Origin of the sequence: Candidatus Nanopelagicus limnes, from assembly GCF_002287885.2 — a bacterium.
Lineage (GTDB): Bacteria > Actinomycetota > Actinomycetes > Nanopelagicales > Nanopelagicaceae > Nanopelagicus > Nanopelagicus limnae.
Genome location: NZ_CP016768.2, coordinates 726,094 through 738,797, shown reverse-complemented (window position 1 = coordinate 738,797; position 12,704 = coordinate 726,094). Strand labels below are relative to the sequence as shown.

The following is a 12,704-nucleotide window of genomic DNA, read 5'->3' as shown; positions in this document are numbered from 1 at the left end:
ATGGAAGAAAGAGCGCAAATACTAGAAACTGGTATTCCGCTTTTCTTTAAAGCCCAAATTGAAATAAAGGCACCAGTAAAAAAGGTTTTTGATTTCATTGCAAATCCCACCAACCACTCGCTGATGGATGGTTCTGGCATGGTTAAGGGAGTTATAACAGGACCATCCCAACTCTATCTTGGCGCTAAATTTGGGATGAGAATGAAACTTGGAATCCCATATGTAATAAAAAGCCAAGTTATTGAGTTTCAAGAAAATAAAGTAATTGCTTGGCAGCATTTGTTACACAATGTCTGGCGGTATGAATTAACTGAAATTGATGCCAACACAACTTTGGTTACCGAAAGCTGGGATGGGCGTAATGCTCGCTGGAAATGGTGGGTTGATGATTCAGGCACTTGGGTACCTAAAGCTATGGCTAAAACATTGGTCAAGTTAAAAGGATTAATGCAAGGATGAATCAAATTATCCAAACAGATCCTGGCATAGATAAATTAGCAGATACGGCTGTTGAAAATGCTCGGGCATTAATTGCTGAATCACTACCGAATTTAAAGCGTTATGACAAAGCAAGCAGAAAGCGATTTACTCGATTATTTAAAGATCCAAAGGCAATCTCAGTAACTGTTTCATTAACTGATGAGGTTATGCGAATCACCTCTGCAAAGGATTCAGTTCGAATTTTAAGGAAAGCTGCTAAAGATTCAACCGTTGCTGGGTTTGGTTTGTTTAACACTTTTGGTTTGAAACTAATCGCCGCAATCTCGAGAGCGCTTCCAAAACCGGTTTTATTCGCAGTCCACACCCAAGTAAAACTCTTATCTAAGGGAATAATCTTGCCTGCTGAGAGCAAAAAACTTTCTAGGCAAATTAAAAAACGTGCGAAAAAAGGAATTAGATTAAATATCAATGTTTTAGGTGAAGCGGTATTAGGTGAAGATGAGGCGAATGAGAGATTTGAACGAGTAATGCAGATGATGCAGCGCCCTGAAGTTGATTATGTTTCAGTAAAACTCTCCTCAGTTGCCAGTCAAATCATTTCATTGGACCGCAAAGGCACATTAGAGCGGGTAAGTGAGAAGCTTCGCCATATTTATCGCACATCGATTGCAACTAATACCTTTGTTAATTTAGATATGGAGGAGTTCAGAGACCTTCGCTTAACTGTTGATGCTTTTAAACTTGTATTAAATGAAGGTGAGTTTAAGAATCTCTATGCAGGCTTGGTACTGCAAGCATATTTGCCAGAATCACATGAAGTTTTTGCTGAACTAGTTGAATGGTCATTAGAACGCCATAAACAATCTGGTGGAGTAATAAAAATAAGATTAGTAAAAGGTGCAAATTTAGCTATGGAAAAGGCAGAGGCTGAATTACATGGCTGGGTTGCAGCCCCTTATAAATCAAAAGCAGATGTTGATGCTTCTTACTCAAGATTGCTCGACACCGCACTCCGTCCAGAGCATGCCAAAGCGGTAAGAATTGGCGTAGCTAGTCACAACCTTTTCCACATTGCCTTCGCACTTGAGATAGCAAAAAAGCGTAATGTAATGGAGCAATTGGATCTTGAAATGTTAGAGGGTATGGCTAATCCGGAAGCTTTAGCGATTGCTAAACGTTCAATGCGAATACTCCTTTACGCACCAGTTACTCGAGCAGATGATTTTGCCTCAGCTGTTGCCTACTTGGTTAGAAGATTGGATGAAAATACAGCGGTTGAAAACTATCTACGCTCCTCTTTTGAGATTGGCACTAACGCAGAGAAATTTAGGGAGCAATCTAATCGCTTTCTTGATAGTGCTTCACAGCGCCACGAAATTTCAACTAAAAGCATCCGTCATAAAAATCATAAATTTCAGATCGATCAAAAATTCGAAAATGCACCAAATGCCGATATCACCAAGTTGGATTTCCTCAACAAACTAGATAAAGAGATCGCGGCCGTATTAAAACTTCCGATCGAGGAGATGCCGCTGGTTATCGATGGGAAAGAGATTTTTGATCGCATTCAGATCGAAGGAAATGATCCTGGTGATAATGCCAAGGTTTGGTATAAATACAGTGTTGCTAAATTAATTGACATTGATTCTGCCGTTAAAGTAGCCAAAAAATCTGTTGAGGATTGGAATCAGATTGGTGCAGATAAGCGGGGCGAGATTCTTAAAAAATTTGGCCAGATAGCACATGATGAACAAGAAGAAACAATTGCAATTATGTCCCGTGATGCTGGCAAAACAGTTTCAGAAGCTGATCCAGAGGTTTCAGAAGCAATTGATTTTGCCAATTACTACGCACTTTCTGCTATTTCATTGGATTTAGAAAGACAATCATCACCAGTTGGAGTTGTTTTAGTAGTACCACCATGGAATTTTCCTTATGCAATTCCTACCGGTGGTATATGTGCTGCGTTGGCTGCAGGTAACGCTGTAATTTTCAAATCAGCACCTGAAACAGTGGCGACCTCTTGGCAGCTAGTAAATCAATTATGGAAAGCTGGCGTACCAAAAAATGTGCTGCAATTTGTTTCAACAGAAGATAACGAGGTTGGACAAGCTTTGGTATCCCATGAGGATGTTAATGCAGTGATTTTAACTGGTGGTTACAGCACAGCTTTGTTGTTCTCCTCCTGGAAGAATGAATTGAATTTATTGGCTGAAACCAGTGGTAAAAACTCCATGGTGTTAACTGCATGTTGTGATATTGATGTTGCGGTAAAAGACCTGGTGCAATCAGCGTTTGGCCATGCTGGACAGAAGTGCTCTGCTGCATCATTAGCAATTGTTGATAAAAACATTTATGAAAATCCAAACTTTAGAAAGCAGTTAATTGATGCGGTTAAATCACTAAAGGTAGGTCCAGGTTATAACTATTCAACAATGGTCGGACCAATAATCAAGAGCGCGGAAAGTAATCTGCGCCGCGCCCTCACTCAACTAGATGAGGGTGAGCAGTGGCTTCTGGAGCCTAAACAATTAGATGAAGCAGGCTTGCTTTGGTCGCCTGGAGTTAAGACAGGCGTTAAACCTGGTTCTTGGTCTCACCTTAATGAATGGTTTGGTCCAGTGCTTGCAATCATGATCTCACCTGATTTAGAAACATCAATTAATTGGCAAAATGCAACCGACTTCGGTTTAACAGCTGGTATTCAGTCACTTGATCCAAAGGAATGTGAGTACTGGATTGAAAATGTTGAGGCAGGAAATTTATATGTTAATCGTGGCGTAACCGGTGCGATTGTGAACCGGCAACCATTTGGTGGTTGGAAGAGAAGCTCAGTTGGCGCAACAGCCAAAGCAGGGGGTGCCAATTATGTTGCCACCTTGCGTAACTGGAATCAAATGAAACACTTTTTGCCAATGAAAGAGGCAGCGAATAAGTGGCTGAAATCAACAGGAGAATTAGCGATTGATCATTCAGGCCTAAGTGTTGAACAAAACATACAAAGATATCGCCGATTCAAAAAGGGCTTTCTCGTAAGAATTGAAAGTGGCACTAGCAAAGATGAATTAGATTTTCTAAATTGGCTCAAGATGGATCTCGGGGTAATTACCCGCTTGAGCAGTGATTCATTAATTCCTGGTTTGGCTAACTTAGTCGTAGAAAGCGCAGATGAATTTGCCAATCATGCAAAAGAGTTTGATCGAGTTAGATGGCTTTCAGCTGAAGTGCCACCAGTGCATCAGTTGATGATGAATGGCATCTCATGTGATCGCAGGCCAGTTACATCCAGAGGAGATATTGAATTATCTAGGTGGTTCTTAGAGCAAAGTGTTTCCATTACTCAACATCGCTACGGCAATACTAATGCAGGACCAAAACCGGCTTGCAGGGGACTTTCTTAATTTCTAAATTTAGTGATGTCCGCTTTCAAGTTCTTTAACTTCAGCAGCAGTTGGTTTTGCAATATTTTCAGCATGCGCCGCGCTAAAACGGGCTTGTAGTTTTGCCCGGATTCCCTTTGGATTTAAAACGCCACGAGCATCCTCTTTAACTAATGCAATCGCCTTTGGTTGCTCATGTTGAGTAAGTGTGAACTTCTTGGCATCAGAGAGTTCTTCATGAATCTCAATGAACTCTCCATGCGGCAGCATTACAAGGCGTCCAGTTTCTTTTCCATGTAGAACCAATTCACGATCTGCTCGTTGCAAAGATAGACAGATTCGCTTTGTTATTACGAAGGCAAGTGGTGGCAGGACAATGATGCCAATACGTGAGAACCACATAATCTGATTGATTGTTAAATCAAAGTGGGTTGCAATAATGTCATTTCCACCATTGATCAACGCAACCAACATAAATGTTAATGACATAACACCTAGTGCGGTGCGGTTTGGCACATTTCGTGGACGATCTAATAGGTGGTGCTCACGTTTATCACCAGTTAGCCAGCTCTCAATAAATGGGTAGAGTGCCATACCGGTGAAGATAATTCCAGGAATAATTAATCCAGGAAGCAAAATATTCCATGAGACTGTGTAACCAAATAGATAAGTTTCTATAGGGGGAGCCATACGCACTAAGCCATCTAGCCAACCCATATACCAATCAGGTTGTGAGCCAGCCGAGATCTGACCTGGCGTATAAGGGCCGTAAAGCCAAATTGGGTTAATCGAAGCTACAGCGCCAAGGAATGCGGTGATACCAAATACGATAAAGAAAAACCCGCCAGCCTTTGCCATGTAAACAGGCATTAATGGATAACCAACAACATTCTTCTCAGTTCTACCTGGACCTGGATATTGAGTGTGCTTCTGGTACCAAACCAACATCAAGTGCACAGTAATTAATGCAAGGAAGATTCCCGGCAATAGCAAGACGTGCACAATATAAATTCGAGGGATAAATACCTCACCTGGGAATGCCCCACCAAAGGCGAAGAATGAGAGATAAGTACCAACTACTGGAATAGATTGAATAATCGCGTGTGCAATTCTTATGCCGGTTCCAGAGAGTAAATCATCAGGTAGTGAGTAACCAAGGAAGCCTTCAACAATTCCAAGAGTAAGAAGCGCGATTCCTAAAATCCAGTTGAACTCACGTGGCTTGCGGAAAGCACCAGTAAAGAAAACTCGAAGTAGGTGAACCACAATTGCTGCCATAAAAATCAACGCTGCCCAGTGGTGAATTTGGCGCATCAATAAGCCACCACGAACATCAAATGAAATATGAAGAGTTGAGGCGTAGGCCGCGCTCATTTCAACATCTTTTAATGGTTGATAGCTGCCTTCATATACCACATGGCGCATCGATGGATCAAACCAGAATGTTAAGAATGTGCCAGAAAGCAATAAAATTAAAAATGAATAAAGGGCAATCTCACCCAACATAAATGACCAGTGGTCTGGGAAAACCTTTTGCAGGTTTTTCTTCATCCAAGCAGCAGCGCCAGTTCGCTCATCAACGTAGTTAGCTACGTTGCCAGCAATTCTCTCCCGTGCACTCATGATTTTCTTTCCCAGAAGCTAGGTCCAACTGCTTCAGTAAATGGTTGTTTAGCTATTAAGTAACCGTCAGCATCGACGGTAATGGCTAATTGTGGCAGAGGTCTTGCTGCCGGACCAAAAATAACCTTTGCGGCACGCGTCACATCAAAAGTTGATTGATGACATGGGCAAAGTAGATGTTTAGTTGTTTGTTCATAAAGAGCGACTGCGCAACCCATGTGTGAGCAGATCTTTGAGAAAGCGATAATGCCTTCATGTGTCCAAGATAGGCGCTCTGGATCTAATTGAAACTCAGCAGGACGTAATCTGATTAAAAGCACAGCATCCTTTGCAATATCTTCCAAGGTGCGCTTTTTGCCAGTAGGCAGCGCTGGCATTACTTGAGCAACACCGCCTACTTCTAAATCACTAGCTTTAATTGGACGATCACCTGGATCAGTGACTAAACGAGTACCAGTTTTCCAATTTGTTTCATTTAATGCATTTCCTGGCAGTGGTCCTAAATCTCGAAGTAAAAGAATTGCAGGTAAGCCAGCAAGGCCAGCGGCTGCAGCCAAGCTTCGTTTTATCAATGGTCTTCTGCCAAGACCTGCTATTTCTGCGCCCTCTTTAGCAGCTTTAACAAATTCACCACGATCTGAATCATCAGATCGCATCTCATGACGGTATGCAATTACTTCTTGATCTGGCATCAAAGTTTTTGCCCAATGCACTGCGCCAAAACCAATAAACAAAAGACTCATCGCCATACCCATACCGATACCTAATTGTTGGGCGTTAGTACTTCCCATAATTGGAATGAAAATAAATTGATCTTCTTTGATAAAAAAGTATGAATAAATAAATAACAATGTGCCAAAGGCTGAAAGTGAGAATAAAACGGCAACTTGACGCTCTGCTCTTTTAGCTGCAATTGGATCAGTATCAGCTTTGCGATGAATGTGTTCAGGCAATCCTGGATCTGCTAATGGCTCTAACTCTTTAGACATTTATCCCTACCTTGCCTTCGCAGTTAACCAAACAGCAATACCAATTAAAAGACCAAGTCCAAATGTCCACACTAATAAACCTTCAGTTACTGGGCCTACTCGACCAAGGGCAGCTCCACCTAAGTTTGGCTCACTCTCTGCTGCCTTTATCCATTTAATAATTGAAAGTTTTTCCTCTGGGGTAATAATTTTGTCGGAAAACACTGGCATCGCTTGTGGTCCAGTAATCAATGCTTCATAAATATGTTTTGGCTCTACGCCCATAACAGTTGGTGCATACTTTCCTTGAGTTAGCGCACCACCTTGGCCAGCAAAGTTATGGCACATCGCGCAGTTATTTCTAAATAACTCACCGCCTTCTGCCGTGTTGCCATCTCGCTCCCAAGTTATTTCTTCATTTGTATAAGCACGTGGTCCTGGTGCTAAAGATGCGACGTATGCTGCCAGGGCAGCTACCTCTTCCTCGTTGTAAACCGGCGCCTTTCGCATTGCTTGCTGGCTCATATCCTGCATTGGCATACGACCAGTTGCTACTTGAAAATCAACGGATGCTGCGCCTACTCCAATTAGAGATGGTGCAACCGCGCCGCCTTCAGAATTTAATCCATGACATGAGGAGCAACCTTTTAAGAAAATCTGTTGGCCCTCTTCAATTAAAGTTGATTTTGATTGAGCATCTACAGCTTTTGGTGCTTCAGTTGCACTTGCAACAGAGAAGGTTAAGCCGATGCCAAAGAGTGCGAAGAATAAAAGTAGCGGGGTAGCCAACTTGTGGCGACGGTATTTAGATAAAAATTTCATAATTATTTAATCAGGTAAATCGCAGAAAATAGTGCAATCCACACAATATCCACGAAGTGCCAGTAGTAGGAGACCACAATTGCTGTGGTTGCTTGGGAGTGTCCAAATTTTTGGGCGCGAAATACTCTAATTAAAACTATTAAGAATGCGATCAATCCACCAGTTACATGCAGACCATGGAAGCCAGTTGTCATATAAAAAACAGAGCCATAAGCATTTGATGAAAGCGATAGATTCTCACTCACCAACACCGCGTACTCATAAACTTGGCCGGCGATAAAGAAGGCGCCCATTAAAAATGTGACGGCAAACCACTCTCGCATTCCCCACTTACTAAATTGCCACAAGCTTCCTTCGCGTCGGGCTTGAAAACGCTCGGCAGCAAAGACGCCGTATTGGCAGGTAACGGAGGAGAGAACTAAAACAGTTGTGTTGGTTGCAGCAAATGGAATGTTTAATAATTCAGTCGATTCAGCCCATACCTTTGGACCTTGTACTGCGCGGGTGGTGAAGTACATCGCAAATAGTGCGGCGAAAAACATTAACTCTGAAGAGAGCCAGACAATGGTGCCAACTGCAACTAGGTTAGGTCGGTTGGTTTTAACCACTGGGCTGGCGTAGGTACTCACGGAGCAGATTATTCCCGAAATACAGGCGAATGCCTCATTTAGGTATGGGGGAGCAGCCCTACTATTTGGTGAATCTGATCACCCAAGGCGGGCATTAATCGATGGGAGCCCAACTTTGCTGGCTAGGTAGGATTATCACCATGCAAAAGTTGGTAATCACCCTTTACTCAGATGATTCATCAGTTCGAAAATCTGTGATCGCAGCCCTTGGGAAACAGCTTGATAAGGATTTGCCGATACATGAGATTAAAGAGTTTGCTACCGCAGATGCCCTTCGACTTTATGTTGATAGTAAAAAACAGGTTGATCTTTTTATTTTGGATGGTGAAGCAGTTCCAGAAGGTGGCATGGGAGTTGCCAGGCAATTAAAGGATGAGGTGTTTAACTGCCCGCCAGTTTTGTTAATTACCGCTCGAACTTCAGATAATTGGTTAGCAACTTGGTCAAAGGCTGAAGCAACTGTTTTACATCCAATTGATCCATTTACTATTGCAAATAAGTGCGCATCGCTGTTAAAAGCTAATTCTGCGCTCGCCAATTAATTAGGTAGATCGCATGAAGTGGGATCAAATCTTTGCCGCATTGGCAGATAGAAAAGATCTCTCAAATGAACAAGTCACCTGGGGAATGTCCCAGATTTTAGAAGGTGCTGCCAGCAATGAAGATATAAAAGCATTTCTCACTGGATTAAAAGCAAAGGGTGAAAGTGCGCAGGAGGTTGAGGCCTTAGTAGCGCAGATGTATAAATACTCTGCTGCGATAAACATTACTGAACGAGCTGTCGATACCGTTGGCACAGGCGGTGATGGTGCTAACACAATAAATATTTCAACAACTGCAGCAATCATCACAAATGCTGCCGGCGCAAGAGTGGTTAAGCATGGCAATCGCGCTGCTTCATCAAAATCTGGGTCTGCTGATTTATTAGAAGCTCTAGGAGTAAAGATTGATCTAACCGGTTCTGAAGTTGAAAAAACTGTTCACAAAATTGGTATTGGTTTTTGTTTTGCGCCAATCTTTCACTCATCCATGAAACATGCAGTAACCGCTAGAAAAGAGTTGGGCGTGCCAACAGTTTTTAACATTTTAGGTCCCCTTGCAAATCCAGCTAAGCCAATTGCAGCAGCCATTGGTGTTGCAAGAGCTGAATTATTGCCACTAATGGCTCAGGTTTTATTAGATCAAGGTAAAGAGGGATTCATTTTCAGAGGCGATGATGGATTAGATGAGGTATCACTTTCAACAACTACCACCGTAATCCAAATTAGTAAGGGCAAGTTAAAGCAGGAGGTCTTCAATCCAGCTGAGTTGGGAATCGCAACTGCGCCAATTACTGCTCTTGCTGGCGGGGATGCCAAATACAACGCACAGATGACAAATCAAATTTTTGCTGGCAAATCTGGACCAATGCGTGATGCGGTGACTTTAAATGCGGCCTTTGCAATTGCAGCCTTTAAGGCTGATTTTGATTTACCGTTGCAAACTCAAATTGCTAATGGATTCGTTCTGGCCAATAAAGCGATTGATTCTGGAGCTGCGCAGTCTGTGCTTAAGAAATGGGTTGAACTAAGTAATGAGATTGTTTCAGCTAGATAGAGGATAAACCCCAATAATTCTTACGTTGGATATGTGCAGCAGTTTTAGCAAAATCCAGTAATCCCTCTAATGTAGTAATTTCAAGTGAACCAAGTCGCTCAAATAATCCATGTAAAACCTCAACCGTTGCTTTGGCATCATCTAGAGCTCGGTGATTGGGTTCTGTCTTAGTTCCAAAAAATTGCGCAAGAGTTCCCAATTTACAATCTGGTACATCCTCTTTGGTGAGCACCTGTCTGGCCACCGTAACAGTGTCCAAGGTTTTATAAGTGGGCCATGCGTAATTTAAATCTTTAGCGGCGCTTTTTAAAAAGGCTAAATCAAATGGAGCGTTATGTGCCACCAAAACAGTTTGATTGTGGCTGCCTGCAAACTCTAGAAAAGTCGGAAATACCTCATCGATTATTGGTGCTTTCGCCAGCATTAGATCAGTTATGCCAGTCATCTCAGTTATGTAGAGAGGAATTGGCGCCAACGGATTTACAAAGGTTTTGAACTCACCAATGATCTGGCCACCTTGAACTTTAACTGCTCCAATCTCGGTAATTGCTGCACCTTTTTTTGGTGAAGCACCGGTGGTTTCTAGATCAACAACTACAAAGGTGGTTTCCTGCAGCAATGTGCTCATGGCTAAAAGATACTAGCCAGATCTGACAGTGGTATCAGTTCGTGTTAAAGATTAAAAAAAGCCTTGATTGCGCTAACAATCATCTCCACAGCAATTGCTGAAAGTAGTAATCCTGCAATCCTTGCAAGTAAATCCACGCCAGAATCTTTAATCAGTGCCAATATCTTGGTCGAGAACATGAAGGTCAAACCAATAATGAAGTGCACTGCAAATATCGCCAGTGCTAAAGCGGTTAGTTGATCATTACCATCTGCTTTTTGAACATAAAGCATGGTGGTCACAATTGCGCCAGGCCCAGCAAGTAAAGGTGTGCCAAGTGGTACTAATGCAATATTTTTAGTCGCAGCTGAATCACTATCGGTAAGAGAGCCCGTAAGTAAACCAAGTCCAGTGATTAGCAGCAGGATTCCTCCTGCGCCTTGAAGTGCGGCTAGTGAGATATTTAGGTAATCAAGGATTGCATTTCCAAAGAGCGCAAACGAGACAATTACAAAAAGCGATACCGCAGCTGCCTGCCAAGCAAGCCGTCGTTGTTGCTTGATTGATTTGCCAGAGGCCAGGCCTAAAAAGATTGGGGCAGCTCCAGGTGGGTCTAAAATAACAAATAATGTTACGAAAGCCTGCGCGCCAAATGTTAAGGCTGAAAGGGTGACTGCATCGTTCATAATCGAATCCTAACTGATTTAAAACTTTTAAAGATCAGTTATTGCGGCGTTGCTTACTAAACAAAATGGGTGGCCTGCAGGATCAAAATAAACCCTGAAATTATCAGCAGGATTAGATGAGGTTTGAATTGGTGATTTTATTGCTCCAATTTGAAGTAATTTTTCCTCCGCAATATCTAAATTAGGAACATCAAAATCTAGATGCGCTTGTTGCGGAATAGGCCCTTCTGGCCAAGTGGGTTTTACATAATTCTTAACTCTCTGAAATGCAATTTTTGTAACACCATCATCAACTAACTCAACCCAAAGCGGATCGCCAGTTTTAGATAGATGGGCAACCACCACTTCAAAGTCTGTGATCTTGGCGTAGAAATTGGCTAGTGTCACAGGATCTGGACAATCTAAAGCGGTGAGTGAGAACTTTGCGATGGCCATAAGGGGATATTAACCATCTTGATTAATCTTTAATAATTATAAAGAAAAAGTGTCTTTAAACTACTTGCCACCGATTGACCTGAGCCCCTAGCCTTACCCGAAATAACTGCTGGAGGAAAAAAATGGGATTAAGTAAGGACGCTAAGAGCTTTACCAAGATTACTTTGGATGAAAGTGAAATGCCCACCCAGTGGTACAACATAATTCCTGATCTTCCATCACCACCGCCACCACCATTGCATCCTGGTACACATCAACCAGTTGGACCAGCTGATCTGGCTCCACTGTTTCCAATGGATTTAATTATGCAAGAGGTTTCAACTGATTCATATATTGATATTCCAGGAGAGGTATTAGATGTTTACCGCACTTGGCGCCCGTCACCATTATTTAGAGCACGTAGATTAGAAAAACTGCTAGATACACCAGCACGAATTTATTACAAGTATGAGGGAGTTTCACCAGCCGGCTCTCATAAAACCAATACCTCTGTGCCACAGGCTTACTACAACAAAAAAGCTGGCATTAAGAAAATTACAACTGAAACAGGTGCTGGACAGTGGGGAACTGCATTGGCATTTGCTTGTTCATTATTTGATTTGGAGTGTGAGGTTTGGCAGGTAGGCGGTTCCTATGATGCAAAGCCGTATCGTCGATTGATGATGGAAGTTTTTGGCGCGAATGTTCATCGCTCACCATCACAATTAACAGAAGCTGGTCGCAAGTTAGCACTGGATCCTAAAAATCATTCTGGATCTTTAGGTATTGCAATTTCAGAAGCGGTAGAGGCAGCGGTCACTGATCCAACTGTCGCTTACGCACTTGGTTCTGTTTTAAACCATGTGCTTATGCATCAAACAATTATTGGTGAAGAAGCATTAAAGCAACTTGCTAAAGTTGGAGAAACTCCTGATTTATTGGTTGGTTGCACAGGTGGAGGCTCAAACTTTGCTGGACTTTCTTTCCCATTCATTCGTGAGAAGTTAAAAGGAAAGATGAATCCTGAAATTCGCGCTGTTGAACCAGCATCTTGTCCATCATTAACTCGAGGAAAATATGCTTATGATTTTGGTGATACTGCAGGTATGACACCGCTTATGAAGATGCACACCTTGGGTCATGACTTTATTCCAGATCCAATTCATGCTGGCGGTCTTCGCTATCACGGTATGGCGCCACTTATTTCACACATCTATGAATTAGGAATGATGACTGCAGAAAGTGTTGGTCAAAAAGAGTGCTTTGCAGCAGCTGTTCAATTCGCAAGAACTGAAGGCATTGTTCCAGCACCTGAACCAACGCATGCAATCGCAGTTGCCATTGCTGAAGCATTAAAGGCTAAAGAAACAGGTGAAGAGAAGGTAATTCTCACCGCACTGTGCGGACATGGACACTTTGATCTTGCTGCCTATGATGCATTCTTAAATGGAAACATGGTTGATTCAGCGATTAATGAGAAGGATTTCGAGGCTGCACTAGCCGCACTTCCTGTCATGTAAGTGGGTTTCTTACTTGCT

At 42.4% G+C, this 12,704-nt stretch carries 12 protein-coding genes; 5 read left to right on the top strand and 7 right to left on the bottom strand.

Going from position 1 to position 12,704, the window contains the following annotated elements:
• Together B1s21122_RS03690 and B1s21122_RS03685 are read left to right on the top strand one after the other, a co-directional pair.
• Positions 1–459 (top strand): SRPBCC family protein, encoded by a 459-nt coding sequence (locus B1s21122_RS03690; RefSeq protein ID WP_095680577.1) that lies wholly within the window; start codon positions 1–3, stop codon positions 457–459.
• Complete coding sequence (locus B1s21122_RS03685; RefSeq protein ID WP_095680578.1) at positions 456–3,842, top strand: proline dehydrogenase family protein; 3,387 nt, start codon at positions 456–458, stop codon at positions 3,840–3,842. Before B1s21122_RS03690 ends, B1s21122_RS03685 begins: the two co-directional genes overlap by 4 nt.
• A 9-nt stretch (positions 3,843–3,851) precedes the next feature.
• Here B1s21122_RS03685 and qcrB read toward each other — a convergent pair whose 3' ends face one another.
• Genes qcrB through ctaE form a run of 4 tightly spaced genes read right to left on the bottom strand, consistent with a single transcriptional unit; the run spans position 3,852 to position 7,863 of the window.
• Positions 3,852–5,444: a cytochrome bc1 complex cytochrome b subunit gene (gene qcrB / locus B1s21122_RS03680; protein WP_095680579.1), complete on the bottom strand. Its 1,593-nt coding sequence runs from the start codon at positions 5,442–5,444 to the stop codon at positions 3,852–3,854.
• A complete protein-coding gene (qcrA, locus tag B1s21122_RS03675) occupies positions 5,441–6,433 on the bottom strand; it encodes a cytochrome bc1 complex Rieske iron-sulfur subunit (RefSeq protein WP_095680580.1) in 993 nt (330 codons plus the stop codon). The genes qcrB and qcrA overlap by 4 nt, the downstream gene beginning before the upstream one ends.
• A gap of 6 nt (positions 6,434–6,439) precedes the next feature.
• On the bottom strand, positions 6,440–7,234 hold the full coding sequence (gene qcrC, locus B1s21122_RS03670) for a cytochrome bc1 complex diheme cytochrome c subunit (protein WP_095680581.1): 795 nt from the start codon (positions 7,232–7,234) through the stop codon (positions 6,440–6,442).
• A gap of 2 nt (positions 7,235–7,236) precedes the next feature.
• The gene (gene ctaE, locus B1s21122_RS03665) at positions 7,237–7,863 is read right to left on the bottom strand and encodes an aa3-type cytochrome oxidase subunit III (RefSeq protein ID WP_095680582.1); all 627 of its coding nucleotides are present in this window, start codon (positions 7,861–7,863) and stop codon (positions 7,237–7,239) included.
• Between the two features lie 140 nt (positions 7,864–8,003).
• On the opposite strand from ctaE, the gene B1s21122_RS03660 reads away from it, so the two are divergent.
• Together B1s21122_RS03660 and trpD are read left to right on the top strand one after the other, a co-directional pair.
• Positions 8,004–8,405: a response regulator transcription factor gene (locus B1s21122_RS03660; RefSeq protein WP_095681238.1), complete on the top strand. Its 402-nt coding sequence runs from the start codon at positions 8,004–8,006 to the stop codon at positions 8,403–8,405.
• Between the two features lie 13 nt (positions 8,406–8,418).
• Positions 8,419–9,459 (top strand): anthranilate phosphoribosyltransferase, encoded by a 1,041-nt coding sequence (gene trpD / locus B1s21122_RS03655; protein ID WP_095680583.1) that lies wholly within the window; start codon positions 8,419–8,421, stop codon positions 9,457–9,459.
• Here trpD and B1s21122_RS03650 read toward each other — a convergent pair.
• From B1s21122_RS03650 to B1s21122_RS03640, 3 genes are read right to left on the bottom strand one after another with little or no spacing between them, the layout of a single operon-like run.
• Entirely contained in the window at positions 9,452–10,087 is a 636-nt protein-coding gene (locus tag B1s21122_RS03650; protein ID WP_095680584.1) for an exonuclease domain-containing protein, read from the bottom strand. The two genes, trpD and B1s21122_RS03650, sit on opposite strands and share 8 nt — an antisense overlap.
• Before the next feature lie 44 nt (positions 10,088–10,131).
• The gene (locus B1s21122_RS03645) at positions 10,132–10,752 is read right to left on the bottom strand and encodes a MarC family protein (protein ID WP_095680585.1); all 621 of its coding nucleotides are present in this window, start codon (positions 10,750–10,752) and stop codon (positions 10,132–10,134) included.
• Between the two features lie 27 nt (positions 10,753–10,779).
• Positions 10,780–11,187 (bottom strand): VOC family protein, encoded by a 408-nt coding sequence (locus tag B1s21122_RS03640; RefSeq protein WP_095680586.1) that lies wholly within the window; start codon positions 11,185–11,187, stop codon positions 10,780–10,782.
• Between the two features lie 122 nt (positions 11,188–11,309).
• Between B1s21122_RS03640 and B1s21122_RS03635 the strand changes: the two genes are divergently transcribed.
• On the top strand, positions 11,310–12,686 hold the full coding sequence (locus tag B1s21122_RS03635; protein WP_095680587.1) for a TrpB-like pyridoxal phosphate-dependent enzyme: 1,377 nt from the start codon (positions 11,310–11,312) through the stop codon (positions 12,684–12,686).
• Positions 12,687–12,704 lie beyond the last annotated feature (18 nt).

What these genes read in the sequence shown, in the direction of transcription:
- B1s21122_RS03650 (WP_095680584.1), bottom strand. Translation starts at nt 10,087, where the DNA reads ATGAGCACATTGCTGCAGGAAACCACCTTTGTAGTTGTTGATCTAGAA.
- B1s21122_RS03640 (WP_095680586.1), bottom strand. Translation starts at nt 11,187, where the DNA reads ATGGCCATCGCAAAGTTCTCACTCACCGCTTTAGATTGTCCAGATCCT.
- qcrB (WP_095680579.1), bottom strand. Translation starts at nt 5,444, where the DNA reads ATGAGTGCACGGGAGAGAATTGCTGGCAACGTAGCTAACTACGTTGAT.
- B1s21122_RS03635 (WP_095680587.1), top strand. Translation starts at nt 11,310, where the DNA reads ATGGGATTAAGTAAGGACGCTAAGAGCTTTACCAAGATTACTTTGGAT.
- trpD (WP_095680583.1), top strand. Translation starts at nt 8,419, where the DNA reads ATGAAGTGGGATCAAATCTTTGCCGCATTGGCAGATAGAAAAGATCTC.
- B1s21122_RS03660 (WP_095681238.1), top strand. Translation starts at nt 8,004, where the DNA reads ATGCAAAAGTTGGTAATCACCCTTTACTCAGATGATTCATCAGTTCGA.
- B1s21122_RS03685 (WP_095680578.1), top strand. Translation starts at nt 456, where the DNA reads ATGAATCAAATTATCCAAACAGATCCTGGCATAGATAAATTAGCAGAT.
- B1s21122_RS03690 (WP_095680577.1), top strand. Translation starts at nt 1, where the DNA reads ATGGAAGAAAGAGCGCAAATACTAGAAACTGGTATTCCGCTTTTCTTT.
- qcrA (WP_095680580.1), bottom strand. Translation starts at nt 6,433, where the DNA reads ATGTCTAAAGAGTTAGAGCCATTAGCAGATCCAGGATTGCCTGAACAC.
- B1s21122_RS03645 (WP_095680585.1), bottom strand. Translation starts at nt 10,752, where the DNA reads ATGAACGATGCAGTCACCCTTTCAGCCTTAACATTTGGCGCGCAGGCT.
- qcrC (WP_095680581.1), bottom strand. Translation starts at nt 7,234, where the DNA reads ATGAAATTTTTATCTAAATACCGTCGCCACAAGTTGGCTACCCCGCTA.